We start from the raw sequence: 25,753 nt of genomic DNA, 5'->3' as shown, positions 1-25,753 counted from the left end.
TTGGTCTCTCCTTTTCTATTTGAGAAAGGAAAATCGGAATGTATAGTAAGATGAGAGACTTTTTGAATTGTCAGGGAATCAAGTACCTAGCTCCTGCTAAAGCAGGTGAGGATGGAGAGCAAATGTTGGCCTATCGAGAGATGGGGCAAGAAGCTCGCAAGGAGTTCACTCATTTGGTTAGTGATTTTCAGATGATCTTTCCGCGTTTAAAACAAGACAGGACCAGTCAGTGGATGAATCAAGCCCAAATCCTTCGCCCTCATTTTTGGGCTTATCTCCAAGGAGAGGGAGAAATAGCGGATCCGATGTTTGCCTTGCGACTTTATGGGGATGCGAAGGACTTTGGTGTATCCTTGGAAGTAAGTTTTATCGAACGCAAGAAGGATGAGGAGAGTCTACAAAAGCAGAACCGAGTTTTAACTCTTCCGGTTTCTTCGCTAGTCTATTATCTAGCCCAAGTCGAAGGTGTCAGTCAACGATTCCAAGGGACAGAGGCCAATCGCCTGAGTCTTCTCAAAGGTGTGGAAGCTGGCCAGGTCCGAAAGGTCTTGGTAAAGGTCGATGTGAATCTATCGCAAGCGACTAGCCGAGATGCCATTCTTGAGGAATTAAAGAAAGGAATGGCTAGCTTGCGTCCCTACTATGAAGCAACTCGTCAAAGGATAGAAGGAGATGCCCGATAAAAGCGGTATCATTGAACCAGACCCAACAAATTTTTCATAGCTATTGACAAACAGGCTCGAATCAGATAGAATAGTAAAGTATGTTTAGTAACTGATCACATTATAGCCGGCTAAACGAATACAAAATCTATGAGGAGGTATTCATCGTGAAACGTACTTATCAACCAAGTAAACTTCGTCGTGCGCGCAAACATGGTTTCCGTCACCGTATGGCAACTAAAAACGGTCGTCGCGTATTGGCAGCTCGTCGTCGTAAAGGACGCAAAGTTTTGGCTGCGTAATTCAGATAAAAACCTAAAAACCAGTAGAAACTCGAGACTACTGGTTTTTGTTTTGCCGAAAGTGAATTTAGAGGCTCTTTCTGCTATAATAGAAAGAAGAAAAACTCAGAAGAAAAGGAAAATCATGCAGATTTTTGATACCCATACTCACCTCAATGTTGAAGAGTTTGCAGGGAGAGAAGAAGAGGAATTAGAACTAGCAAAAGATATGGGAGTCATTGCCCATAATATTGTTGGCTTTGACAAACCGACCATTGAGCGAGCATTAGAATTGGCAGACCAGCACCCAGAAGTTTATCTTACCCTTGGTTGGCATCCTACTGAGGCGGGCGATTATAGTCCTGAGGTAGAGGCCTATCTACTGGAACAGCTGAAACATCCCAAAGTCGTTGCCCTAGGAGAAATCGGTCTGGACTACCACTGGATGACAGCACCTAAGGAAGTTCAAGAGAAGGTCTTTCGCCGTCAGATTCAACTGTCTAAGGAACTGGACTTGCCTTTTGTAGTGCATACGCGTGATGCGCTAGAAGATACCTATGCCATTATCAAGAGTGAAGGAGTGGGTCCACGCGGTGGGATCATGCATTCCTTCTCGGGAACCTTGGAGGAAGCGAAGCGCTTCATGGATCTGGGAATGATGATCTCTTTTTCTGGCGTGGTGACGTTTAAGAAGGCGACAGACATTCAGGAAGCAGCCAAAGAGTTACCTTTGGACAAAATCTTGGTCGAAACAGATGCACCCTATCTGGCACCAGTTCCTAAGCGGGGCCGTGAAAATAAAACAGCCTATACCCGTTATGTAGTAGACTTTATTGCAGAGCTTCGTGGAATGACTAGTGAAGAAGTAGCTCAAGCCACCTATGATAATGCGAGAAAGGTATTTGCCCTTGACTGAGAAAAGAAAAATACCAGAAGTGATTGTTGTTGAAGGCAAGGACGATACGGCTAATCTGAAACGCTATTATGAGGTGGATACCTATGAGACACGTGGATCCGCCATTAATCAAGATGACCTCGAACGAATTGCCACCTTGCAGGAGTTGCGTGGAGTCATAGTTTTTACGGATCCTGATTACAATGGGGAGCGGATTCGTAAGATCATCATGCAAGAAATTCCGCAGGCTAAGCATGCCTTTTTAAATCGTGGCGAAGCAGTACCCAAATCCAAAACCAAGGGCCGTTCCTTGGGAGTAGAGCATGCCAGCTTTGAAGACTTAGAAAAGGCCCTAGCTGGACTGGTTGGCTCCTATGAAGATGAGCATTTCTTTGATATTACCAAGTCAGACCTGATGCGACTCGGCCTGCTGATGGGCAGTGACAGTCGCAAACGACGGGAATATCTAGGCGAAGCCTTGCGCATCGGCTATTGCAATGGCAAACAACTGCTCAAACGCTTGGAGTTGTTTGGGATTTGTTTGGCCCAAGTAGAAGAGGCTTTGGTTCGTTATTAAAAATAGGAATAGAGGTAGAAGATGGGATTGTTCGACCGGTTTACAGATAAGAAAAAAGTGATGGGCTTTTCGTTAGAGAATGTTCAAGCAGAACACCAAAAGAACCCGCGACATTTTTTGATTCCGAGTCAAGAAGAAATCGACCAATTGAAGCTTGGAGATCAGGTTCGCCTTATCTTTGTGCTAGATACAGTCTTGGAGAATGGGTGTCGGGCAGAACGTATGTGGGTCGAACTCACTGAAATCCGCGATGAGAAGTTTAAAGGACGTTTAACCAATCAACCCGCTTTTATTACCTCCATCCAGCTTGATGATGAGCTAGATTTTGCGCGGGAACATATTGCAAGCCTGATGGTCCCTCCACTGAATCTAGATACGCAAAAAGGGGCCATAATTACCAAGGATTGCTTTCTGAAACGTGAGATTAATTGGGCCATTCACGATGAACCTCATCACCCACAAGATAGTGGTTGGCAGTTCTTTACAGGCTTTGAGTCTCAAGATGACTTGGATGATCCATCTAAGATCACCATTATCAGTCTTGAAGACGCCCTGGAAATGGAGCCCTTGTTGGAAACCGTCTTAGATAAGAACGGGGAAGCTTATGTTTATCAAGCGGAGCAGAATGCTTTTGTGGAAGACTGTTAGGCTAGATTGTAGAGAAACACAAGAGAAATAGAGTGATTATTTCTTACACTAAACGGATTAGAAAAGAGAAAAAATGAGAATTGCAGATTATAGCGTGACCAAGGCAGTGCTGGAGCGTCACGGCTTCACCTTTAAAAAATCCTTCGGTCAGAACTTCTTGACCGATACCAATATCCTTCAAAAGATTGTGGATACTGCTGAGATCGATAAGCAAGTCAATGTCATCGAAATCGGTCCAGGAATTGGAGCTCTCACTGAGTTTTTGGCAGAAAATGCGGCAGAAGTGATGGCCTTTGAGATTGATGACCGCTTGGTTCCCATATTAGCGGATACCTTGCGTGATTTTGATAATGTAACGGTTGTCAACCAAGACATCCTCAAGGTGGATCTCAACCAGTACATCGCAGAGTTTAAAAATCCAGAGCTTCCGATCAAGGTCGTAGCTAACCTTCCATACTACATCACGACTCCGATCCTCATGCACTTGATTGAGTCTAAAATTCCTTTCCAAGAATTTGTGGTTATGATGCAAAAAGAGGTGGCAGATCGCATTTCAGCAGAGCCTAATACCAAAGCTTATGGGTCTTTGTCCATTGCTGTCCAATACTATATGACGGCTAAGGTGGCCTTTATCGTACCACGTACCGTCTTTGTGCCAGCGCCAAACGTCGACTCAGCCATTTTGAAGATGGTCCGTCGTCCAGAGCCAGCTGTGGAAGTTAAGGATGAAGATTTCTTCTTCACTGTCAGCAAGGCTAGCTTTGTCCACCGTCGCAAAACGCTTTGGAACAACTTGACTAGTCGCTTCGGTAAGACCGAAGAAATCAAAGCCAAACTGGAAGCTGGGATCCAAGCAGCTGGATTGAAACCATCTGTACGAGGAGAAGCACTTAGCTTAGAAGATTTCGCCCGCTTGGCAGACAGTCTTCTAGAAGCAGGAATGAAATAATAGAAAAGACATGGACTACAAAGCCCATGTCTTTTTGAGTGATGGAAGGAAAGGACGGGATTTGAACCCGCGCGTGAAGAAAAATCCACTTGCCGGATTTCGAGTCCGGTGCTGTACCGAGCTGAGCCACCTTTCCAAGATGCGGAGAAAGGGATTTGAACCCTCACGCCCGAAGGGGCACATGCGCCTGAAGCATGCGTGTCTGCCGTTCCACCACCTCCGCATAGTTCTATTATACTCTTTTTAAAAGAAATGCCAAGAAAAAATAGCATATTTCTTTTTATCGAACCTATAGAGGAAATAGAAAAAGGCTGGGAAAATCCAGCCTTTTCTTTCTTTTACTTATTCATAACTTAGTTGAGGATAGAGTTCTTCTTGTTCTGCAGAGGTATCTTTGAGAATAAAGATGGCCCATAAGAGAGCAAGGAGAAAGACGACTAAGCCAGGGATCCCGCCTTCAGGTCCAAACTCACCACCTGTGATAAAGGTCCGGTTTGAAGTCGTGAAGTACATAAGAGAGGATTCACTATCAAAGCCACTGACATGGAAGCCGTAGACATTGCCCATAATGAAGTTCCAGGCGAAGTGGAAGCCACAAGGTCCCCAGATATTTCCTCTCTTTAAGGCATAGACAGCTGTGAAGAGACCGAAAACGAAGAGGTGAACCGTTGAGAGCCAAGAAGCTCCGTTGTTGTTCAAGTGGAAGTAGGAGAACATGGTAGAAGAAATGAGGATAGCTAAGTAAGCATTCTTATGATAAGAAATAATCGGAATCAACCAACCACGGATATAAATTTCTTCTGCTGCCGTTTGAAAAATATAGCCAACCAGAACCAAGATCCAAGATACGAGGAAAGGAAGACTAAATTGAATGCGATCGAAACGAACATCACCAGTAATAAAGAAGACGATTAATACCGTGGTAATCATAATGGCGCCGACCAAGACTCCCTTAGCGAATTCGGACAGTCCATTTCCTTTGGAAAAGCCCATGGTCCGAACCGGTCGTTTTTCAATGAGTTTCACCCAGAGGAAGAAGGCTATGATGGTATAGAGGAAGGACAAAAGATCCAGAATATTCCACCAGTCGGGAATCCAACTTTGTTTGTTCAAAAAGAAGTTTGTGGAAGCAGTACTGATCGGAGACATGTACTGGGTGATGTAATAGAGAATAAAGGGAGCTAAAAACCAAGGGGTTAAGAACTTCCCTTTCTTTACATTAGAAACGAGAGGGTTACTCTTAGAAAGAAATGAAAAACTCATAAAGGACCTCCTTATAACTGGCAGGGATTAGTAAGAAAGTCAGAAATCAGGCACCAAAAAGAGGGCTTCTTTCATTACTAATCAGGTAGCTTCGTCAAGAAATGTATCAGTCTCCGTCACTTCCTTTCTATAAAATAGTTTGTACTTCCCACAAGAGGCATATATATTATGTCCGTCTCCTCTATTATAAACCTATCTGAAAACGTTTACAACCCCTTGTCTGCATCTTGCTCAAAAAAACTGAATGGACTTCTTTTTTCATCTCCAAGTAAGCAAGCGCTATCGTATATTTTTTGATATAATGGTAGTATTAACTTTAAAGGAGTGCTAGTTGCAAGGAACGATTGTTAAAGCCTTGGCCGGTTTTTATTATGTGGAGTGCGAGGGGGAAATATACCAAACACGCGCCCGAGGAAATTTCCGGAAAAAGGGACAAACTCCCTATGTTGGAGACAAAGTAGAATTTTCAGCAGAAGAAAATTCGGAAGGCTACATTTTAAAAATATTCCCGCGAAAGAATAGCTTAGTCCGTCCACCGATTGTTAATATTGATCAGGCTGTTGTCATCATGTCTGCCAAAGAGCCCGATTTTAATGTTAATTTATTGGACCGCTTTTTGGTCCTCTTGGAGCAAAAGGCGATTCATCCGGTTGTATATATTTCAAAAATGGACTTACTAGAAGATCCAGCTGAGATGCTTCCTTTCCAGGAAGTCTACCGCCAAATGGGTTATGACTTTGTCACGGACAAGGAAGAGCTCTTGCCTCTCTTGAAGGATCAGGTGACGGTCTTTATGGGCCAAACAGGAGTGGGGAAATCAACCCTCTTGAATACTTTGGCTCCGGAGTTGGAGCTAGAGACAGGAGAGATTTCCGATAGTCTTGGACGAGGCCGCCATACGACGAGAGCTGTCAGTTTCTATGATCTCAATGGGGGCAAAATTGCGGACACCCCTGGCTTTTCCTCTTTAGATTATGAAGTCGATAATGCGGAAGATCTGAATCATGCTTTTCCAGATATCGCCAAGGTAAGTCAGGAATGCAAGTTCCGTACTTGTACCCACACACATGAACCATCCTGTGCCGTCAAGCCTGCTGTTGAGGAAGGAATCATAGCTTCCTTCCGCTTTGAGAATTACTTACAGTTTTTGAGTGAGATCGAAAATAGACGAGAAACCTATAAAAAAGTATCGAAAAAATTACCCAAATAAGGAGATCTGAATAATATGAAAATAAACAAATTAGCCCCTTCTATTTTGAGTGCAGATTATGCAAATTTTGAAAGTGAATTGAAAAAATTAGAAGCATCTGGTGCGGAGTACGCTCACATCGATGTGATGGACGGCCACTTTGTGCCTAATATCAGCTTTGGAGCTGGTGTAGTTGCTAGTATGCGTCCTCACAGCAAGCTAGTGTTTGACTGCCACTTGATGGTTACCAATCCTGAGCAACATATTGAAGAGTTTGCGCGTGCTGGGGCAGATATCATTAGCATTCATGTAGAAGCGACTCCACACATCCATGGTGCCCTTCAAAAAATTCGTTTGGCAGGTGTGAAACCAAGTGTGGTCATCAATCCAGGAACCCCTGTTGAAAGTATCCAACACATCTTGAACTTGGTAGATCAAGTACTTGTTATGACTGTCAACCCAGGATTTGGTGGGCAAGCCTTCCTGCCAGAAACCATGGATAAGATTCGTCAATTGGTTCAATTGCGTGAAGAAAAAGGCTTGGATTTCGATATTGAAGTCGATGGGGGAATTGACGACAAGACGATTCACGCTGCGAAAGAAGCAGGAGCAAACGTCTTTGTAGCAGGTTCCTATGTGTTTAATGGAGATGTGAATGAACGAGTTCAAACCCTTCGAGCAGCCATCCAAGACTAAGGTTGCGATTGTAGCTGGAGGCCGAGTGGAAGCCGTTCCGCTAGACTTGGATGTTTATGTCGGAGTGGATGCAGGATGCCTTTTCCTATTAGAGCAAGGATTGGAACTATCTTTAGCAGTTGGAGATTTTGACTCTGTCGAGCCAGAGGAATTCCAGAGTATTCAATCTGCGGCTCACGAATTACGGACTTCGGTAGCAGAAAAAAATGATACGGATCTGGAATTGGCGATTAAGGAAGTATTAGCAGGTTGGCCTCAGGCGGAAATTCTAATCTTTGGAGCTTTTGGTGGTCGCCTGGATCACCACTTGGCCAGCGTTTTTTTGCCCAGCGATCCAGAGATTGCACCCTTTATGTCGCAACTGTGCTTGATGGACCAACAAAATTATCTCTGCTATCGTCCAGCAGGTCGCCATACCATTCTGCCTATAGCAGGCTATACCTATGTAGCTTTTATGCCAGTTGAGGGAGCTTCCATCCAGATTGAAGGAGCCAAGTATCCCTTAAATCAGACCAATTATTTTAAAAAGGCTATTTATGGTTCCAACGAGTTTATCAATCAGCCGATTACCTTAACCCTTGATCGAGGCTATGCCCTTATTATTTATAGCAAGGATGGGAAATAAGATGGAATTAATCCTTTTTGTATTAGGAGTGGGAAATATGGTCTTGCTCTTCTTACTCTACCAGCAACGGGCAACGGATAACAAACAGGTCCGTGACTTACTAGAAGATCAAGAAGATCATCTTTCGGATCAGCTGGATTACCGATTTGAGAGAGAGCGACAAGCTCAGCAAATCACTGGCCAGCAGATAGAGATGGCGATCAGTGACCGACTAATGGAATTACGGACAGAAATGCATCAGCAAACGACTGCTTTACGAGCAGAACTTGCTGAGAATTTCACTAAAAACCGAGACAAAACGGACGAGCGGATGCAACAGATTCAAGCTTCCAATGATTTGCGGTTGGAGCAGATGCGTCAAACGGTCGAAGAAAAACTAGAAAAAACCTTGCATAGTCGTCTCCAAACCTCCTTTGAGACGGTCTCCAAACAATTGGAATCGGTCAATAAAGGCCTTGGGGAAATGCAGACGGTCGCTAGAGATGTGGGAAGTCTCAATAAGGTCCTCTCCAATACCAAAACCCGTGGGATTATGGGAGAACTCCAACTGGGCCAGATTATCGAAGATATCCTAACTCCCGCCCAATACGAGAGAGAGTTTGTAACAGTTCCCAACTCCAGCGAACGCGTCGAGTATGCCATCAAGATGCCTGGTCAGGTCAGAGGGGAATACGTCTATCTGCCAATCGACTCTAAATTTCCTCTGGAGGGTTATTACCGACTGGAAGAAGCCTATGAAGGTGGAGAGAAAGAGGAGATTGAGCGGTGTCGCAAGCTCCTATTGGCTAGTATCAAACAATTTGCCAAGGACATTCATCAAAAATACCTCTATCCGCCTGCCACTACTAATTTTGGGATTCTCTTTTTACCGACGGAAGGCCTCTATTCAGAAGTGGTCCGCGACCCAGCCTTCTTTGATCGCCTCCGAAGAGAGGAACAGATCGTCGTCGCGGGTCCAAGCACGCTTTCGGCCTTGTTAAATTCCCTATCGGTTGGATTTAAGACTCTTAATATTCAACGAAGCGCAGATGATATTAGTAAGGTCCTTGCTTCCGTCAAGACGGAGTTCCAAAAATTTGGAGGCGTTTTAGAAAAGACCCAACGGCAGTTGAAGCATGCTTCTGGCAACATCGATGAACTCTTAAACCGGAGAACAAATGCTATCGAGCGTACACTCCGAAACATTGAAACGTCAGAGAATCTAGATATAGCAAGCCTATTGAATTTAGAAGATGGAGAAGATGATGGTCAAAATTAATCAAATGAAAAAAGACGAATTATTTGAAGGCTTCTACCTCATTAAGTCAGCAGATGTTCGTCAGACACGGGCTGGAAAGAACTATCTTGCCTTTGTCTTCCAAGATGAGACAGGCACGATTGAAGGAAAATTGTGGGATGCTCAGCCACATAATGTGGAGCAGTTCCAAGCTGGTCGCGTCGTTCATATGAGCGGCCGCCGGGAGGTTTATAATAATACGCCCCAGGTCAATCAATTAACCTTGCGGTTGCCTCAAAACGGGGAACCGTCTAACCCAGCAGACTTTAAAGAAAAACCTCCAGTGAATCCAGTCGATTTGAAAGATTACCTGTCGGGGATGATTTTCAAAATAGAAAATCCAGTTTGGCAACGTGTGGTTAGGGCGCTCTACAGCAAGTACGACAAAGAGTTCTACTCTTATCCTGCGGCCAAAACCAACCACCATGCCTTTGAGACAGGCTTAGCTTATCACACAGCCACTATGGTCCGTTTGGCTGAGAGCATCTCTCAGGTTTATCCTCAATTAAATCAAAGTCTTCTCTATGCCGGAATCATGCTCCATGATCTTGCCAAGGTACTGGAACTCTCAGGCCCTGAAAATACGGAATATACGGTTCGAGGAAACCTCATCGGGCACATTGCTCTGATCGATGAAGAAATTACCAAGGTCTTACAAGAGTTGAAGATTGATGATCAAAAAGAAGATGTGATCGTGTTGCGACATGTGATTTTGAGTCACCATGGTCTACTAGAATATGGTAGTCCGGTTCGTCCAAAAATCATGGAAGCGGAGATCATCCATATGATTGATAACCTAGATGCAGAAATGATGATGATGACTTCTGCCTTGGCTTTAGTGGGCCCTGGTGAAATGACCAATAAGATTTTTGCCTTGGATAACCGTTCCTTCTATAAGCCGAATTTAAAAGATTCCTAATAAACAGGAGCCAAAAAGGTCACTCTAAGTTTGTTAGTAAAAAAACGATAAACGAATGTTGTGAGACTAACAATGTTCGTTTTTTGGTATAATATGGTATAATACAATAAAAAACTATGTGGAGAGAAAATGAAGCTAAGAAGAAGTGAGCGGATGGTTGTGATCTCGAATTACTTGATTAATCATCCCTACGAATTGACGAGTTTAAATACATTTGCCGAAAAATACGAATCTGCCAAATCCTCTATTTCTGAAGACATTGTCATTATTAAACGGGCCTTTGAAGAGATGGAAATTGGAAACATTGAAACTCTTACCGGTGCAGGTGGAGGGGTCATCTTTACTCCTTCCATTTCTGATGCAGAATCAAAAGAAATTGTTCAAAATTTGTGCAATCAATTGTCAGAAAGTAATCGGATTTTACCAGGTGGATATATCTACCTTTCGGATTTGCTAAGTGATCCAAAAATCTTAAATAATATTGGGCGCATTATTGCCAAGGCCTTCCGAGATCAAAAAATCGATGCTGTTATGACGGTGGCAACCAAGGGAGTCCCATTAGCAAACGCGGTAGCCAATGTCTTAAATGTTCCTTTTGTCATTGTGCGTCGCGATTTAAAAATTACAGAAGGCTCAACGGTCAGCGTCAACTACGTATCTGGTTCTAGTGGCGATCGGATTGAGAAAATGTTCCTATCCAAACGTAGTTTGAAGGCTGGAAGCCGTGTTCTGATTGTCGATGACTTCCTTAAAGGAGGGGGAACCATCAGTGGGATGGTTAGCCTCTTGGCTGAGTTCGATTCAGAGTTAGCGGGAGTCGCTATTTTTGCGGACAATGCTTCGGCTAGAAGTAAAGATTTATTTGATCACAAGTCACTTCTACGTGTGACCAACATTGATGTAGCAGAAAATAAAATTGATGTAGAAATCGGAAATATTTTCGATAAGAGCTAAGGCTGGAGAGGGAGAAAGGAAAATGAAAACAATTTTAGACCGTTTTGATCGTAGTCCCCTATGGCTTCGATTGGCAACGATATTCATCTTGACAGGAGTTCTTGTCGGTGGGCTTTATACAGTTCGTAAAAATTCTGCAGACCAAGTTACAGTGGTGAAACAAGAAACCAAAAAAACAGGTTCTCTTCCTATTAAGAAGAAAGACCCTAAAAAAGTCAAAGAAGAAGAGGAAGCCAAAATAACTGAAGCGGCTGAAAAAGCAGTTGCTCATTTTGAAACGACTGCAACTCAAGAAACCTTAACCGCTGCCCAAGAGGCCGTAGAAAAAGTGAAGGACGAAACCAAGAAACAGGCCTTCCAAGCTCGTATTCAATATATTGTAGACTACTATGGCATGCAAACCAACCAGAATACTCAATCAACTGATCTGAATCAAGCTAACCAAATAGGGCAACCTCAACAAGTGGTTCCAGCAGAAGTCCCTCAGTATCAGTCCAATGAGGTTCCTCAGGTTTCGAATGCAACAATTCCAGCTGTAACGCAACAATCTGAACAATAATGTAGCGCGGTTTTAGGAAGAAGCAATCGTGCAAAAAAGAGAAAAAAATCTTGACAGTGAAAGTACCGCTATGTTACAATAATAGACGGTACTTTTTACTTTTGGTCTCTCAAGAGTGTACAGGGACGTGCTGACAAATGTTGCAAAAGTACACACAGATGGTAGCTGTCACCAAGTGTATCATCACCAAAAATAAAAAAATACAGGAGAATGTAGATGCCTACAATTAACCAATTGGTTCGCAAACCGCGTAAATCAAAAGTAGAAAAATCTAAATCACCAGCTTTGAACGTTGGTTACAACAGTCATAAAAAAGTTCAAACAAACGTTTCTTCACCACAAAAACGTGGTGTTGCAACTCGTGTTGGAACAATGACACCTAAAAAACCTAACTCTGCCCTTCGTAAATTCGCTCGTGTACGTTTGAGCAACTTGATCGAAGTTACTGCCTACATCCCAGGTATCGGACACAACTTGCAAGAGCACAGCGTGGTGCTTCTTCGTGGTGGACGTGTAAAAGACCTTCCAGGGGTACGTTACCATATCGTCCGTGGTGCACTTGATACTGCAGGTGTTAACGATCGTAAACAAGGCCGTTCTAAATACGGTACTAAACGTCCAAAAGCATAAGGAAAGGGGATAAAGAGAAATGAGTCGTAAAAATAGAGCTCCAAAGCGCGATGTATTGCCAGATCCGCTTTACAATTCACAACTAGTTACTCGTCTTATCAACCGCGTTATGCTTGATGGTAAACGTGGTACAGCAGCTTCAATCGTTTACGGTGCTTTTGAGCAAATCAAAGAAGCTACTGGAAATGACGCGCTTGAAGTATTTGAAACAGCAATGGAAAACATCATGCCTGTACTTGAAGTACGTGCACGTCGTGTTGGTGGATCTAACTACCAAGTCCCAGTTGAAGTTCGTCCAGAACGTCGTACAACACTTGGACTTCGTTGGTTGGTAACCATCGCTCGTCAACGTGGTGAGCACACAATGGTTGACCGCCTTGCTAAAGAAATCTTGGATGCTGCAAACAACACTGGTGCAGCTGTTAAGAAACGTGAAGACACTCACCGTATGGCTGAAGCTAACCGTGCCTTCGCACACTTCCGCTGGTAAGATCATGATGCTAGGAACGGTAAGGATGCAAGGTGAAAATAGGAAACTGACGCAGTATTCGACGAATACAAGGAAGTTTATCTTTTTCACACAGCATCCCGTTCCGGCTCAAATCGGCTAACTAACTTTAGCCCGAGTACAATTCAGCTTACCATCTTGCAAGTTGAAACCAACCAAACAGGATAAACAATGAGAACGGGTAGGTCCTGCCTATCCGTTTTTGTTAAATCATGTTATAATAGTATAGAAATAAAAAATATAGGAGAACAAAACCTCATGGCACGCGAATTTTCACTTGAAAAAACTCGTAATATCGGTATCATGGCCCACGTCGATGCTGGTAAAACAACTACAACTGAGCGTATCCTTTACTACACTGGTAAGATTCACAAAATCGGTGAAACTCACGAAGGTGCGTCACAAATGGACTGGATGGAGCAAGAGCAAGAACGTGGTATCACCATCACATCTGCTGCGACAACAGCTCAATGGAAAGACACTCGTGTTAACATCATCGACACACCAGGACACGTGGACTTCACGATCGAAGTACAACGTTCACTCCGCGTTTTGGACGGTGCTGTAACGGTTCTTGACTCACAATCAGGTGTTGAGCCTCAAACAGAAACAGTTTGGCGTCAAGCTACTGAATACCGTGTTCCTCGTATCGTATTTGCGAACAAGATGGATAAAATCGGTGCTGACTTCCTTTACTCAGTAAGCACACTTCATGATCGTCTTCAAGCAAACGCACACCCAATTCAATTGCCAATCGGTGCTGAAGATGACTTCCGTGGAATCATCGACTTGATCAAGATGAAAGCTGAAATCTACACCAACGACCTTGGTACAGACATTCTTGAAGAAGATATCCCAGCCGAATACCTTGAACAAGCTCAAGAATACCGTGAAAAATTGGTTGAAGCAGTTGCTGAAACTGATGAAGACTTGATGATGAAATACCTTGAAGGTGAAGAAATCACTAACGAAGAATTGAAAGCTGGTATCCGTAAAGCGACTATCAACGTTGAATTCTTCCCAGTATTGTGTGGTTCAGCCTTCAAGAACAAAGGGGTTCAATTGATGTTGGATGCAGTTCTTGACTACCTTCCAAGCCCACTTGATATCCCTGCAATCAAGGGTGTGAACCCAGATACAGACGAAGAGGTAGAACGTCCAGCATCTGACGAAGAGCCATTTGCAGCGCTTGCCTTCAAGATCATGACTGACCCATTCGTAGGTCGTTTGACATTCTTCCGTGTTTACTCAGGTGTCTTGAACTCAGGTTCTTACGTATTGAACACTACTAAAGGTAAACGTGAACGTATCGGACGTATCCTTCAAATGCACGCTAACACTCGTATGGAAATCGAAACAGTTTACTCTGGTGATATCGCTGCTGCTGTTGGTTTGAAAGATACAACAACTGGTGACTCATTGACAGATGAAAAAGCGAAAGTTATTCTTGAATCAATCGAAGTTCCAGAACCAGTTATCCAATTGATGGTTGAGCCTAAATCTAAAGCAGACCAAGACAAGATGGGTATCGCTCTTCAAAAATTGGCTGAAGAAGATCCAACCTTCCGCGTTGAAACAAACCCTGAAACAGGTGAAACAGTTATCTCTGGTATGGGTGAGTTGCACTTGGATGTCCTTGTTGACCGTATGAAACGTGAATTCAAGGTTGAAGCCAACGTTGGTGCTCCTCAAGTATCTTACCGTGAAACATTCCGTGCTTCTACACAAGCACGTGGATTCTTCAAACGTCAATCTGGTGGTAAAGGTCAGTTTGGTGATGTTTGGATTGAATTTACTCCAAACGAAGAAGGTAAAGGATTCGAGTTCGAAAATGCGATCGTCGGTGGTGTGGTTCCACGTGAATTCATCCCTGCAGTAGAAAAAGGACTTCAAGAATCTATGGCAAACGGTGTCCTTGCTGGCTACCCAATGGTTGACGTGAAAGCGAAGCTTTACGATGGATCATACCACGATGTCGACTCATCTGAAACTGCCTTCAAGATCGCTGCATCTCTTGCCCTTAAAGAAGCAGCTAAATCAGCTCAACCAGCAATCCTTGAACCAATGATGCTTGTAACCATCACAGTTCCTGAAGAAAATCTTGGGGATGTTATGGGTCACGTAACTGCTCGTCGTGGACGTGTAGACGGTATGGAAGCACACGGTGCAAGCCAAATCGTTCGTGCTTATGTGCCACTTGCTGAAATGTTCGGTTACGCTACTGTCCTTCGTTCTGCAACTCAAGGACGTGGTACTTTCATGATGGTATTTGACCACTACGAAGATGTACCGAAATCAGTACAAGAAGAAATCATTAAAAAAGCTAAAGGTGAAGCATAATTTTACCATCTAGCTAAAAGCTTTCCTCTTAGGAGGAGAGCTTTTTTGATTCGAAAAGAGTATAACACCTCTTCCTCATAAGAGATAGTGAAAATGAATATGAAAGTTTGTGTAATATTTCTAATCCTAATGAAATCAGTTGCATTTTAGGGGAAGAAAGTATATAATAATATTGTTGAAAGATGATTTGTAACCTATCAAGTTACTCTTTTCACATAAAAAATTTTTTGATTTTCATAAGGAGGAAATCACGAATGGTAGTTAAAGTTGGTATTAACGGTTTCGGTCGTATCGGTCGTCTTGCTTTCCGTCGTATCCAAAACGTAGAAGGTGTTGAAGTTACTCGCATCAACGACCTTACAGATCCAGTTATGCTTGCACACTTGTTGAAATATGACACAACTCAAGGTCGTTTCGACGGTACTGTGGAAGTTAAAGAAGGTGGATTCGAAGTTAACGGTAAATTCGTTAAAGTTTCTGCTGAACGTGATCCAGAACAAATCGACTGGGCTAACGACGGTGTAGAAATCGTTCTTGAAGCAACTGGTTTCTTTGCTAAGAAAGAAGCTGCTGAAAAACACTTGCACCCAGGTGGAGCTAAGAAAGTTGTTATCACTGCTCCTGGTGGAAATGACGTTAAAACAGTTGTATTTAACACTAACCACGACATTCTTGATGGTACTGAAACAGTTATCTCAGGTGCTTCATGTACTACAAACTGCTTGGCTCCAATGGCTAAAGCTCTTCAAGATAACTTTGGTGTTGTAGAAGGATTGATGACTACTATCCACGCTTACACTGGTGACCAAATGATCCTTGACGGACCACACCGTGGTGGTGACCTTCGTCGTGCTCGCGCTGGTGCTGCAAACATCGTTCCTAACTCAACTGGTGCTGCTAAAGCTATCGGTCTTGTAATCCCAGAATTGAACGGTAAATTGGACGGATCTGCACAACGCGTTCCAACTCCAACTGGATCAGTTACTGAATTGGTTGCAGTTCTTGAAAAGAACGTTACTGTTGATGAAGTGAACGCAGCTATGAAAGCAGCAGCTAACGAATCATACGGTTACACAGAAGATCCAATCGTTTCTTCAGATATCGTAGGTATGGCTTACGGTTCATTGTTTGACGCAACTCAAACTAAAGTTCTTGATGTTGACGGTAAACAATTGGTTAAAGTTGTTTCATGGTATGACAACGAAATGTCTTACACTGCACAACTTGTTCGTACTCTTGAATACTTCGCAAAAATTGCTAAATAATTCATCTGTATGATGAGAGGAGGGTGACCTCCTCTTTTTTTGTACTTTTTTTAGTTCCTCCTCACCTTATTATAGGATTTGCTAAAATGAATTGACAGACTCCTCTTTAAAGCGGTAAACTAAATCTGAGTGAAGATTTCCAATCAAACAAAAATGTAAGCGATTCCACATAAGCAAAGAAGGAGTGTTTTAGGAGATTGGAAATTAGTAAAATAAGATGGAGGTCAAGATGAAAGGTCATCAATTTGAAAAACAACAACGTTTTAGTATCCGGAAATTCAGTGTAGGAGTTTGTTCTGCACTGATTGGATTGGCATTTTTAGGAACGGGGGCTGTCTCAGCGGATGAGAAGCATGCTACTAATGAACAACCCTTAGAAGCTTCCACAGCAAATACGGAAGATGTCAATCATTTGATCAGAGAAGCGGGTGTCTACACTGCAGATGCTGTCTTGCCAACTACAGAATCAGCAAAACCAACTGAGGAGGCAACTCCAGCAACAACAGAGGTTGGTCCTTCAAGTACAGAAGCTAGTACGACGACAGATAGTCTAGCTGTTTCAGCAACTGAACAACCAAAAGTAGCAACAGAAAAAGTGGAAGATTTACCAACCAATGAAGAAAAACAATTAAGACCAAAAGAGGTCAAATTTGATACTTGGGATGATTTGTTGAAATGGGAACCTGGTAAACGAGTGGATGATGATTTGAACCGAGCAAGTGTTCCCCTTGCTAGTCGTTTTCAAGGGAAGCAAATTAACGAGCAAGCCAACCCGGATGCAAAAATTCAAGCCCTATCTAACATGAACTCAAAGGCTAAGGATCATGCTTCCGTCGGTGGGGAAGAATTTAAGGCTTATGCTTTTGACTACTGGCAATATTTGGATTCCATGGTCTTTTGGGAAGGACTTGTCCCTTCAGCAGATGTGATTGATGCTGCTCACCGAAATGGGGTTCCCATCTATGGAACACTCTTTTACAACTGGTCAAGTAGCATCAAGGATCAAGAGCGCTTTGCAGAAACCTTGAAAGAAGATAGTGAAGGATCTAAAACCTTCCCGATTGCTCGGAAATTGGTTGATCTAGCGAAATACTATGGTTTCGATGGTTACTTTATCAACCAAGAAACAACAGGGAGCCTAGTAGAGCCTTTGGGGCCAAAATTAAGAGATTTCCTACTTTATACTAAGGAGTATGCGAAGAGCATCAACTATCCGATCAAGTACTCTTGGTATGACGCCATGACTTATGAATATGGTCGCTACCACGAAAATGCACTGGGTGAGTACAACTACAATTTCATGCAACCTGAAAAGGGAGAAAATCCAGTTGATACCTTCTTTGCCAACTTTAACTGGGGCAAAACAGAAGTTGATTATTCCATCAGTACAGCAAAATGGATTCAGCGCAATCCTTATGATGTTTTAGCGGGACTGGAACTTCAAAAAGGAGGTTCTTATAAGACCAATGTCGACTGGAATGCGATTTTAGATGAACATGGCAAGTTACGCCTTTCTCTTGGTCTTTATGCACCAGATACCATTACAGGTCTAGGAAAGACGGGAGAAGGTTACCATACCCATGAGGATTTATTCTGGACTGGCTTCCAAGGAGATCCAACCAAAGGAAAACCAGCAGACCAATCTTGGTACGGCATGTCTAATCTAGTAGTGGACAAAACCCCAATCACTAGTGAAGATTTCAATACTTCCTTTAATACTGGTCACGGAAAACACTGGTTTGTCGATGGCAAGATTTCTAAAGAAGGGGAATGGAACTACCGTTCTGTTTCTGGCTACCTTCCAACATGGCGCTGGTGGGTAGAGCATAGTGAAGATAGTACACCATTGAAAGGGCGCTATGATTTTGATCAAGCCTACAATGGAGGGAACTCTCTAGCCTTTGAAGGCGATCTGAAAGCCAATAGCAGTCAAAATGTCATGCTCTATTCGACCAAGATTCCTGTGACAGAAACGACAAAATTGAGCGTCTCTCACAAAGGTGGAGTCGGAGCAACTGCATGGGTGGCAGCTGCTACAAAAGAAGACTACTCCGAATATGTATGGAAAGAATTGACGCCAAGCGCAGATTGGTCTACTCAAACTTTTGATTTGGGAGACCTGGCTGGCAAGACCATTTATGCGATTAAATTCTTCTTTGACCATGATGCAGATGTCAAAGACTACAAATTTAATCTCGGTCAGTTGTCGATTACGTCGAACCAAGAAAAACCAGCTGCGCCTTCTGAAGTAACCGTGCAAGGCAAACGCCTGCAAAATGCGCAAGAAGCAGAAGCAGTCCTAAATTTTAAGGGAGTTGCAGATGCAGATTACTATGAAGTCTATGAGAAAGATGGCGATAACTGGCGTCTCTTAACAGGTTCTTCTGCTACAACCGTCTATCTTCCAAAAGTTAGTCGTTCAGCAAGTGCTGAAGGGACCACCCAGGAACTCAAGGTTGTTGCTGTTGGTAAGAACGGCCAACGTTCAGATGCGGGAACTGTGGCCTTTGATTGGGGCATGACAGTGTCAGATACCAGTCTTCCAAAAGCCCTAGCACCAAACGTGGTCATCGGAGCCAAAGTCATCGGTTCAAGTTTCCCAGATGCAGATGGTAGTGAGGGCATCGAGGGGATGTTAAATGGTACCATTACCAGTCTTTCGGATAAATGGTCTTCGGCTCAATTGAATGGAACCGTCGATATTCGCTTGACACAACCACGGACCATTGTTCGTTGGGTTATGGACCATGCGGGAGCTGGTGGAGAATCTGTCGATGATGGCAAGATGAACACTCGTGACTTCGATCTTTACTACAAGGATGAAGCCGGCGAGTGGAAGCTCGCAAAGGAAGTTCGTGGCAATAAAGCCCATGTGTCTGATATTACACTCGACCATCCGATCAAGGCTCAAGACTGGCGTCTCCACGTCATTACAGCAGATAACGGAACCCCATGGCAAGCCATCCGGATTTACAACTGGAAGATGTATGAAAGTCTGGATACTGAAACGGTCAACATCCCGATGAAACATGCTGCAGCGCAGAACCTAGGCAATCATTTTGTTCAAGTTGGTTTCAAAGATGTCCCAGCCAATACCACACTGACCCTTTATGCGGATAAAGAAGCAACTAGCCCAATTGCGACCATGACAGCTAATCAAGCTGGAAATCTGATCTTTAAACCGCTGGCTTTTGAATCCACCCCATCTCTTCTATACTATCGTGCGCAAGAACCTGGTAAAGATATCAGTAATGTCTTGGCGATTGAAGTTCCAAAGAATGATAAAGAAATTGCTGGACTTCAATTTGAAGAAGGTTTGACCAAGAAGGTCTACCGGGAAGGCGATGCCCTTTCCTTGAAAGGAGCAACACTCCGTGTTCATTATAAAGATGGCCAAGCAGATCAACTGGTCAACCTCACCAACTCAGGAGTAGAGATTCATGGATTTGACAGTAGCAAACTTGGAGAACAACACCTAGAAGTTTCCTACCTTGGTCAGAAATTGGATAAGACTCTCACTGTTTTTGTGGTCAGTGCAGAGGAAGCAGGTGAAAAAGCAGTTGCTGGTCTAGAATTGACCGACAAACCAAAAGTAGAATATATCGTCGGAGAAGCATTTGAAAAAGAAGGCGGACGCTTTACAGTTGTTTTTGATGATGAAACAACCGAAACGCACGCTTTGACCGATGAAGGGGTGGAAGTAACTGGCTTTGATGCGACCAAGGAAGGCCGTCAAACCATCACCATCCATTACAAAGGCGCTAGCACAAGCTTTGATGTCCTCGTCAATCCAAAACCAGCTCTCAACGATGAATACCTCAAGCAAAAATTGGCTGAAGCTGAAGCTGCAAAAGCCAAAGTAGACTTCACATTTGCCAGTCCTGAAGTCAAAGAAGCCTTGTTGGCTGGAATGGCTGCTTCTGAAAAAGTCTTGAAAGAGCACGATACCAGCACACAAGATCAGGTCAATGAGGAGTTGAACCAATTGACCGCTCTCTTGAAAGCCTTAGATGGACAAGCTAATCTAGTCAAAGAGAAAGAAGCACTTTCTGCTCTGACAGAAGAAGCGACAGCTCTATTAGCAAGCAAGCCAAATCACCCTTCTGGTGACGCTTTGCAGGCACTGGTTGAGAAAAACAAAGAACTCCTAGACTCTTCAGAGCTCACTCCTGAAGCGCTCGCAACCGCAAAAACAGGTCTAGAGACTTTGATTGCGCTCCTGAAAGAAGATAAGCCAGCGGTCTTTGTAGACCCTGCGACTGGAGTCGAAGTTCAGTTCTCTAACTTGGAGCCGACTGCTATTAAGAGGTTGAAAGTTGCGAAAGTTGAAGCCAATCAGGCAGAAAAAGAAGAGCTGAAGGGACGAGAAGCGACTCTCTTTGATATCGAAGGAGTCGATGCAAGTGGTCAGGATGTCGATACCCAGCATCCATCACTTGTAAAAATCCCTGTGGATAAAGATAAAGAAGTGGAGCAAGTCCTCTTCTTCCCAGAAGGTCAAGCTCCTCAATCACTTGCCTTTGAGCGAGAAGGAGATACCGTTATCTTTATAGCTCCTCACTTTACCCACTATGCGATTGTCTATAAGACACCAAGTCCAGTGGTACCGGATCAACCGATCCAACCAGAGGAACCGGCTAAACCAGATCTGCCTGTTCAACCAAATCAACCAGTCCAACCAGAGGAGCCTGCGACACCAGATCAACCAGCTCAGCCGGAGAATCCAACAAAACCAGAACAACCGGATGGCAATCAACCGTCACCAGAACTATTGAATCCGACGAAACCAACTGATCCATTGAATCAAAAGGAAAACGGACCAGATCTTCTGGATCAAGGAGTTCAACAAGTTTTGAGTCGCTATATAACACCATCTAAAGAAGGAACTTCTCAACAAGAGCAAGCTAGCAAAGATACTGACAAGGAATTGCCAACAACGGCAAGTTTAGAGGCTACGTTTGCAGCAGAAGCTGTTTTCCTAGCAGCGCTTGGAGGTTTCCTCTTGGCCGGTAAGAAGAAAGAAGAGTAACTTTTTAAGAGTCTTTAAAAGTTAAATTCAATCGTAAACCTCCTTTGTAAAAAACAAGGGAGGTTTTATGATGCAGATTCTAATAGAGGAGCATGACTCCGGACTTGCTAATAAGAGGTAGAAATCCACTATTTTTCTACCTCTTTTACAGCTTTTGTGATATAATTATCATGTATAAAAAATAGAAGGAGTCATATCCAATGGCAAAATTGACTGTTAAAGACGTTGACTTGAAAGGGAAAAAAGTTCTCGTTCGTGTTGACTTCAACGTTCCTGTAAAAGATGGCGTGATCACAAACGACAACCGTATCACTGCTGCTCTTCCAACAATCAAGTACATCCTTGAGCAAGGTGGACGTGCAATCCTCTTCTCTCACCTTGGACGTGTAAAAGAAGAAGCAGACAAAGAAGGTAAATCACTTGCTCCTGTAGCGGCTGACTTGGCTGCTAAATTGGGTCAAGAAGTTACATTCCTTCCAGGTGTTACTCGTGGTGCTGAATTGGAAGCAGCGATTAACGCTCTTGAAGATGGACAAGTTCTCTTGGTTGAAAACACTCGTTACGAAGATGTTGACGGCAAGAAAGAATCTAAAAACGATCCTGAACTTGGTAAATACTGGGCATCACTTGGAGATGGGATCTTCGTAAACGATGCATTCGGTACAGCTCACCGTGCACACGCATCTAACGTTGGTATCTCAGCAAACGTTGAAAAAGCTGTTGCTGGATTCCTTCTTGAAAACGAAATTGCTTACATCCAAGAAGCTGTTGAAGCTCCAGAACGTCCATTCGTAGCGATCCTTGGTGGTTCAAAAGTTTCAGACAAGATCGGTGTGATCGAAAACTTGCTTGAAAAAGCTGATAAAGTTCTTATCGGTGGTGGGATGACTTACACATTCTACAAAGCGCAAGGGATCGAAATCGGTAACTCACTTGTAGAAGAAGACAAATTGGATGTCGCTAAAGCTCTTCTTGAAAAAGCAAACGGCAAATTGATCTTGCCAGTTGACTCAAAAGAAGCAAACGCATTTGCTGACTACACTGAAGTGAAAGACACTGAAGGTGAAGCAGTAGACCCAGGTTTCCTTGGTTTGGATATCGGTCCAAAATCTATCGCTAAATTTGATGAAGCATTGACTGGTGCGAAAACAGTTGTATGGAACGGACCTATGGGTGTATTTGAAAACCCTGACTTCCAAGCTGGTACAATCGGTGTGATGGATGCGATCGTGAAACAACCAGGCGTTAAATCAATCATCGGTGGTGGTGACTCAGCTGCCGCAGCGATCAACCTTGGACGTGCAGACAAGTTCTCATGGATCTCTACTGGTGGTGGAGCTTCAATGGAGCTTCTCGAAGGTAAAGTTCTTCCAGGACTTGCAGCCTTGACTGAAAAATAAGACGGTTCCTCATGAACCATAGAAGAAGCACCGAAAGGTGCTTTTTTTAGAATGTATACAAACTAATTTTTATATAAGATAAGTGATTCTGTATCGAAATAAAATGTGATCTCATTTTTGAAATTAATCAAGAAAATCCCGAAACTTTCCGCCGTGAGAAAAGTGCTTGAAACATTTGTTTCAAGGACTCGGGAGTTTTGAGAGTAAAACAGTTTGGGAAACTGTTTTAGCCTGAGCCCGAAAATTAAAGAGCGAGGGGGTTCAAAACTAATTGAACACGGGCTGCGGATTGTGTCAAAAAGATAAGTTTTCCTAGAATCTAAAGATTCTGCGTCAAACTTCCTATTTTGACTTTATCCGCAGACGCCCTTTGTATCTTTATTAGTCATGGAACTTCCTGGATTGCTGAAATCATCCACTGGATAATTTCACCTAACCTCCGTACTCACCTAAGGAAAGTTTTTAAGATGACTTTATAGATTAGAAGGAAGCTAGTCGATCTTCATTTCCCTGCTTGAACCTTTCTGGAAATATGTTAGAATAAAAGAGATAGAAAGATAGGGGACAATGGATTACTTTAAACGACATAAATTTGACCGTTCCAAATTTCGATTGGGAATGCGAACCTTCAAAACAGGGATAGCCGTTTTTCTGGTTCTATTGATTTTTGGTATCTTTGGCTGGCGAGGCTTGCAGATTGGGGCACTGACAGCTGTCTTTAGTTTGAGAGAAGATTTTGATAAGAGTGTTCACTTCGGAGCTTCGCGCGTGATGGGCAACAGCATCGGTGGTTTTTATGCTCTGCTGTTCTTTATGATTAAGATCCTCTTCCACAATGCTTTTTGGGTAACCCTGATTTTTGTGCCCATTGCGACCATGTTAACCATTATGACCAATGTCGCCATGAACAACAAAGCTGGAATCATCGGTGGAGTTTCAGCCATGTTGATCATTACTCTCTCGATTCCAACAGGAGAAACTTTCCTGTACGTTTTTGCCCGCATCTTTGAAACCTTTATCGGCGTCTTTGTTGCGATTTTAGTCAATTCAGATGTGGATCGGATTCGAGATTTTATAAAAGAAAAAAGAAAAACCATGTGAGATTATATGACATTTTAATCTTGACATCGGTTTTTTTTCGGTTATAATAGAAGGGAAAGGAGGTCGGGTATGAAAGAAAAAGAACTAAGACGAACGTTAGCGGTCTTTCCAATTGGTAGTGTTATGAAATTGACAGATTTAACAGCTCGTCAGATTCGCTACTACGAAGATCAACAACTCATTACCCCAGCTCGTACAGAGGGCAATCGTCGGATGTTTTCTCTCAACGATATGGATCGCCTGTTGGAGATTAAGGATTACTTATCTGAAGGCCTTAATATTGCAGGAATTAAAAAACGGATTGCTGAGAAAGAAGCTAAACGTCAAGCAGCTAAGATTGTCAGTGAAAAGGATGTCCGCAAGGCTCTTCACCGCGACATTCTCCAGCAAAGTCGCTTTCATACGACCTCATCGTCATATGGTCAGTTACGCTGATCATTCTTTTTGCTTATTGCTTTATTCATAAGGAGACACACATGTCAATTACTGTTGAAGATATTCGCCACGAAGTCAAAGAAAAGAATGTAACCTTTATTCGGTTGATGTTCTCAGATATCTTAGGGACCATGAAAAACGTTGAAATTCCAGCGACAGATGAACAGTTGGAAAAAGTTCTATCAAACAAGGCTATGTTTGATGGATCTTCTATTGAAGGGTTTGTTCGGATTAATGAATCTGATATGTATCTCTATCCTGACTTGGACTCTTGGACGGTTTTCCCTTGGGGAGATGAGAACGGTAGTGTTGCAGGATTGATTTGTGATGTCTATACAACAGAAGGGGAACCTTTTGCAGGAGACCCACGTGGGAACCTCAAACGTGCTCTTCGTCATATGGAAGAAGTTGGCTTCAAATCTTTCAACCTTGGACCAGAACCAGAGTTCTTCCTCTTTAAGCTCGATGAAAATGGAGACCCAACTCTTGAGGTGAATGACAAGGGTGGCTATTTTGACCTGGCTCCGACAGACCTTGCCGACAACACTCGTCGTGAGATCGTTAATGTCTTGACTCAAATGGGATTTGAAGTAGAAGCTAGTCACCACGAAGTGGCAGTGGGACAACATGAGATTGACTTTAAGTACGATGAAGTTCTTCGCGCATGTGACAAGATCCAAATCTTTAAACTCGTTGTCAAAACTATTGCTCGCAAACATGGTTTGTATGCAACCTTTATGGCTAAGCCAAAATTTGGGATCGCTGGTTCAGGGATGCACTGTAATATGTCCTTGTTTGATGCCGAAGGAAACAATGCCTTCTTTGATCCAAATGATCCAAAAGGAATGCAGTTGTCAGAAACAGCTTATCACTTCCTTGGTGGTTTGATCAAGCACGCATACAACTATACAGCCATCATGAACCCAACGGTTAACTCTTATAAACGTTTGGTGCCAGGTTTTGAAGCTCCTGTATACATCGCTTGGGCAGGACGTAACCGTTCCCCATTGGTGCGCGTGCCTGCTACTCGTGGAATGGGAACTCGTTTGGAACTACGTTCTGTTGATCCAATGGCCAATCCTTATATTGCTATGGCTGTTCTTTTGGAAGTTGGTTTGCATGGGATTGAAAACAAAATCGAAGCACCCGCTCCGATCGAAGAAAATATTTACATCATGACAGCGGAAGAGCGTAAAGAAGCTGGGATCACTGACCTTCCATCTACCCTTCACAATGCTTTGAAAGCTTTGACGGAAGATGAAGTAGTTAAGGATGCTCTTGGTGAACATATCTATACCAGCTTCTTAGAAGCCAAACGCATCGAGTGGGCAAGCTATGCAACCTTTGTTTCACAATGGGAAATTGATAACTATTTGGACTTGTATTAAGCAAATCCATACAAAAATGAGAGTGGGACAGAAATCGGTAATTCGTTAGAATTCGATTTCGTCGTCCCACCTCCGCACAGTTGAGTAGGGCTGTAAAAGCTGATGAAATCAGCGTAGTAGAGCCCACTCAACCACTGCGTCTTGCTCGACAATCCAAAGACAAT

Annotated in this window: 23 protein-coding genes and 2 tRNA genes; 22 read left to right on the top strand and 3 right to left on the bottom strand. The window is 43.2% G+C overall.

All coding sequences use genetic code 11. From position 1 onward, the window contains the following. Positions 1–32 precede the first annotated feature (32 nt). The 6 genes from EL081_RS09080 (at position 33) to rsmA (ending at position 4,012) form a co-directional block, all read left to right on the top strand. The gene (locus EL081_RS09080) at positions 33–683 is read left to right on the top strand and encodes an HI_0552 family protein (RefSeq protein WP_414485336.1); all 651 of its coding nucleotides are present in this window, start codon (positions 33–35) and stop codon (positions 681–683) included. 146 nt (positions 684–829) lie between these two features. Then, positions 830–964: a 50S ribosomal protein L34 gene (gene rpmH, locus EL081_RS09075; protein WP_003003086.1), complete on the top strand. Its 135-nt coding sequence runs from the start codon at positions 830–832 to the stop codon at positions 962–964. A 124-nt stretch (positions 965–1,088) separates the two neighbouring features. Beyond that, positions 1,089–1,859, top strand: coding sequence for a TatD family hydrolase (locus EL081_RS09070; RefSeq protein WP_126404894.1), 771 nt, complete (start codon positions 1,089–1,091; stop codon positions 1,857–1,859). After that, positions 1,831–2,415 carry a ribonuclease M5 gene (gene rnmV, locus EL081_RS09065; protein WP_185946470.1) on the top strand — a complete coding sequence of 195 codons (585 nt, stop codon included), beginning with the start codon at positions 1,831–1,833 and terminating at the stop codon, positions 2,413–2,415. Before EL081_RS09070 ends, rnmV begins: the two co-directional genes overlap by 29 nt. Before the next feature lie 21 nt (positions 2,416–2,436). Further along, the gene (locus EL081_RS09060; protein ID WP_126404892.1) at positions 2,437–3,063 is read left to right on the top strand and encodes an immunity protein Imm33 domain-containing protein; all 627 of its coding nucleotides are present in this window, start codon (positions 2,437–2,439) and stop codon (positions 3,061–3,063) included. 73 nt (positions 3,064–3,136) lie between these two features. Further along, positions 3,137–4,012 carry a 16S rRNA (adenine(1518)-N(6)/adenine(1519)-N(6))-dimethyltransferase RsmA gene (rsmA, locus tag EL081_RS09055; RefSeq protein WP_126404891.1) on the top strand — a complete coding sequence of 292 codons (876 nt, stop codon included), beginning with the start codon at positions 3,137–3,139 and terminating at the stop codon, positions 4,010–4,012. Between the two features lie 46 nt (positions 4,013–4,058). Here the strand turns inward: rsmA and EL081_RS09050 are convergent. The 3 genes from EL081_RS09050 to EL081_RS09040 all read right to left on the bottom strand — a co-directional run bounded on the left by EL081_RS09050 (position 4,059) and on the right by EL081_RS09040 (position 5,275). Then, positions 4,059–4,148, bottom strand: a tRNA-Ser gene (locus EL081_RS09050). A 4-nt stretch (positions 4,149–4,152) separates the two neighbouring features. Further along, positions 4,153–4,235, bottom strand: a tRNA-Leu gene (locus tag EL081_RS09045). Positions 4,236–4,354: 119 nt separating this feature from the next. Continuing rightward, complete coding sequence (locus EL081_RS09040; RefSeq protein WP_126404890.1) at positions 4,355–5,275, bottom strand: CPBP family intramembrane glutamic endopeptidase; 921 nt, start codon at positions 5,273–5,275, stop codon at positions 4,355–4,357. A gap of 331 nt (positions 5,276–5,606) precedes the next feature. Between EL081_RS09040 and rsgA the strand changes: the two genes are divergently transcribed. The 16 genes from rsgA (at position 5,607) to glnA (ending at position 25,589) form a co-directional block, all read left to right on the top strand. Further along, positions 5,607–6,485 carry a ribosome small subunit-dependent GTPase A gene (gene rsgA / locus EL081_RS10110; RefSeq protein ID WP_126404889.1) on the top strand — a complete coding sequence of 293 codons (879 nt, stop codon included), beginning with the start codon at positions 5,607–5,609 and terminating at the stop codon, positions 6,483–6,485. A 15-nt stretch (positions 6,486–6,500) separates the two neighbouring features. Further along, a complete protein-coding gene (gene rpe / locus EL081_RS10105; protein ID WP_006595523.1) occupies positions 6,501–7,160 on the top strand; it encodes a ribulose-phosphate 3-epimerase in 660 nt (219 codons plus the stop codon). Beyond that, the gene (locus EL081_RS09025) at positions 7,120–7,785 is read left to right on the top strand and encodes a thiamine diphosphokinase (protein WP_126404888.1); all 666 of its coding nucleotides are present in this window, start codon (positions 7,120–7,122) and stop codon (positions 7,783–7,785) included. Before rpe ends, EL081_RS09025 begins: the two co-directional genes overlap by 41 nt. A 1-nt stretch (position 7,786) precedes the next feature. Beyond that, positions 7,787–9,043 carry a DNA recombination protein RmuC gene (locus EL081_RS09020; RefSeq protein WP_126404887.1) on the top strand — a complete coding sequence of 419 codons (1,257 nt, stop codon included), beginning with the start codon at positions 7,787–7,789 and terminating at the stop codon, positions 9,041–9,043. Further along, positions 9,030–9,980 carry a 3'-5' exoribonuclease YhaM family protein gene (locus tag EL081_RS09015; RefSeq protein ID WP_006597096.1) on the top strand — a complete coding sequence of 317 codons (951 nt, stop codon included), beginning with the start codon at positions 9,030–9,032 and terminating at the stop codon, positions 9,978–9,980. The genes EL081_RS09020 and EL081_RS09015 overlap by 14 nt, the downstream gene beginning before the upstream one ends. 129 nt (positions 9,981–10,109) lie before the next feature. Beyond that, complete coding sequence (purR, locus tag EL081_RS09010; RefSeq protein ID WP_126404886.1) at positions 10,110–10,934, top strand: pur operon repressor; 825 nt, start codon at positions 10,110–10,112, stop codon at positions 10,932–10,934. Between the two features lie 22 nt (positions 10,935–10,956). Beyond that, the gene (locus tag EL081_RS09005) at positions 10,957–11,493 is read left to right on the top strand and encodes a hypothetical protein (protein WP_126404885.1); all 537 of its coding nucleotides are present in this window, start codon (positions 10,957–10,959) and stop codon (positions 11,491–11,493) included. 216 nt (positions 11,494–11,709) lie between these two features. After that, positions 11,710–12,123: a 30S ribosomal protein S12 gene (gene rpsL, locus EL081_RS08995; protein ID WP_001142332.1), complete on the top strand. Its 414-nt coding sequence runs from the start codon at positions 11,710–11,712 to the stop codon at positions 12,121–12,123. Between the two features lie 19 nt (positions 12,124–12,142). Then, entirely contained in the window at positions 12,143–12,613 is a 471-nt protein-coding gene (gene rpsG, locus EL081_RS08990; protein ID WP_003003105.1) for a 30S ribosomal protein S7, read from the top strand. Between the two features lie 276 nt (positions 12,614–12,889). After that, positions 12,890–14,971 carry an elongation factor G gene (fusA, locus tag EL081_RS08985; RefSeq protein ID WP_126404884.1) on the top strand — a complete coding sequence of 694 codons (2,082 nt, stop codon included), beginning with the start codon at positions 12,890–12,892 and terminating at the stop codon, positions 14,969–14,971. A gap of 254 nt (positions 14,972–15,225) precedes the next feature. Further along, positions 15,226–16,236 carry a type I glyceraldehyde-3-phosphate dehydrogenase gene (gene gap, locus EL081_RS08980; RefSeq protein ID WP_006595530.1) on the top strand — a complete coding sequence of 337 codons (1,011 nt, stop codon included), beginning with the start codon at positions 15,226–15,228 and terminating at the stop codon, positions 16,234–16,236. A 229-nt stretch (positions 16,237–16,465) separates the two neighbouring features. Further along, positions 16,466–21,265: an endo-beta-N-acetylglucosaminidase gene (locus EL081_RS08975; RefSeq protein WP_126404883.1), complete on the top strand. Its 4,800-nt coding sequence runs from the start codon at positions 16,466–16,468 to the stop codon at positions 21,263–21,265. A 200-nt stretch (positions 21,266–21,465) separates the two neighbouring features. Beyond that, complete coding sequence (locus EL081_RS08970; protein WP_006151517.1) at positions 21,466–22,665, top strand: phosphoglycerate kinase; 1,200 nt, start codon at positions 21,466–21,468, stop codon at positions 22,663–22,665. Positions 22,666–23,232: 567 nt separating this feature from the next. Beyond that, on the top strand, positions 23,233–23,766 hold the full coding sequence (locus tag EL081_RS08965; RefSeq protein ID WP_126404882.1) for an FUSC family protein: 534 nt from the start codon (positions 23,233–23,235) through the stop codon (positions 23,764–23,766). A 69-nt stretch (positions 23,767–23,835) separates the two neighbouring features. Next, positions 23,836–24,201, top strand: a complete 366-nt coding sequence (locus EL081_RS08960) for a MerR family transcriptional regulator (RefSeq protein ID WP_126404881.1) — start codon at positions 23,836–23,838, stop codon at positions 24,199–24,201. A gap of 41 nt (positions 24,202–24,242) precedes the next feature. Further along, the gene (gene glnA / locus EL081_RS08955) at positions 24,243–25,589 is read left to right on the top strand and encodes a type I glutamate--ammonia ligase (RefSeq protein WP_126404880.1); all 1,347 of its coding nucleotides are present in this window, start codon (positions 24,243–24,245) and stop codon (positions 25,587–25,589) included. Positions 25,590–25,753: the final 164 nt, after the last annotated feature.

This window comes from Streptococcus viridans (assembly GCF_900636365.1).
GTDB classification, from domain to species: Bacteria; Bacillota; Bacilli; order Lactobacillales; family Streptococcaceae; genus Streptococcus; species Streptococcus viridans_A.
This window is presented reverse-complemented; position numbering and strand designations above follow the sequence as displayed.

Bases quoted from the DNA above. Each gene is read 5' to 3' on its own strand.
- EL081_RS08960 (WP_126404881.1), top strand. From the start codon at position 23,836: ATGAAAGAAAAAGAACTAAGACGAACGTTAGCGGTCTTTCCAATTGGT.
- rpsG (WP_003003105.1), top strand. From the start codon at position 12,143: ATGAGTCGTAAAAATAGAGCTCCAAAGCGCGATGTATTGCCAGATCCG.
- EL081_RS09040 (WP_126404890.1), bottom strand. From the start codon at position 5,275: ATGAGTTTTTCATTTCTTTCTAAGAGTAACCCTCTCGTTTCTAATGTA.
- EL081_RS08965 (WP_126404882.1), top strand. From the start codon at position 23,233: ATGGATTACTTTAAACGACATAAATTTGACCGTTCCAAATTTCGATTG.
- EL081_RS09015 (WP_006597096.1), top strand. From the start codon at position 9,030: ATGGTCAAAATTAATCAAATGAAAAAAGACGAATTATTTGAAGGCTTC.
- purR (WP_126404886.1), top strand. From the start codon at position 10,110: ATGAAGCTAAGAAGAAGTGAGCGGATGGTTGTGATCTCGAATTACTTG.
- glnA (WP_126404880.1), top strand. From the start codon at position 24,243: ATGTCAATTACTGTTGAAGATATTCGCCACGAAGTCAAAGAAAAGAAT.
- gap (WP_006595530.1), top strand. From the start codon at position 15,226: ATGGTAGTTAAAGTTGGTATTAACGGTTTCGGTCGTATCGGTCGTCTT.
- fusA (WP_126404884.1), top strand. From the start codon at position 12,890: ATGGCACGCGAATTTTCACTTGAAAAAACTCGTAATATCGGTATCATG.
- EL081_RS08975 (WP_126404883.1), top strand. From the start codon at position 16,466: ATGAAAGGTCATCAATTTGAAAAACAACAACGTTTTAGTATCCGGAAA.
- EL081_RS09025 (WP_126404888.1), top strand. From the start codon at position 7,120: ATGAACGAGTTCAAACCCTTCGAGCAGCCATCCAAGACTAAGGTTGCG.
- EL081_RS08970 (WP_006151517.1), top strand. From the start codon at position 21,466: ATGGCAAAATTGACTGTTAAAGACGTTGACTTGAAAGGGAAAAAAGTT.
- EL081_RS09060 (WP_126404892.1), top strand. From the start codon at position 2,437: ATGGGATTGTTCGACCGGTTTACAGATAAGAAAAAAGTGATGGGCTTT.
- rpe (WP_006595523.1), top strand. From the start codon at position 6,501: ATGAAAATAAACAAATTAGCCCCTTCTATTTTGAGTGCAGATTATGCA.
- rnmV (WP_185946470.1), top strand. From the start codon at position 1,831: ATGCGAGAAAGGTATTTGCCCTTGACTGAGAAAAGAAAAATACCAGAA.
- rpsL (WP_001142332.1), top strand. From the start codon at position 11,710: ATGCCTACAATTAACCAATTGGTTCGCAAACCGCGTAAATCAAAAGTA.
- EL081_RS09005 (WP_126404885.1), top strand. From the start codon at position 10,957: ATGAAAACAATTTTAGACCGTTTTGATCGTAGTCCCCTATGGCTTCGA.
- rsmA (WP_126404891.1), top strand. From the start codon at position 3,137: ATGAGAATTGCAGATTATAGCGTGACCAAGGCAGTGCTGGAGCGTCAC.
- EL081_RS09020 (WP_126404887.1), top strand. From the start codon at position 7,787: ATGGAATTAATCCTTTTTGTATTAGGAGTGGGAAATATGGTCTTGCTC.
- EL081_RS09070 (WP_126404894.1), top strand. From the start codon at position 1,089: ATGCAGATTTTTGATACCCATACTCACCTCAATGTTGAAGAGTTTGCA.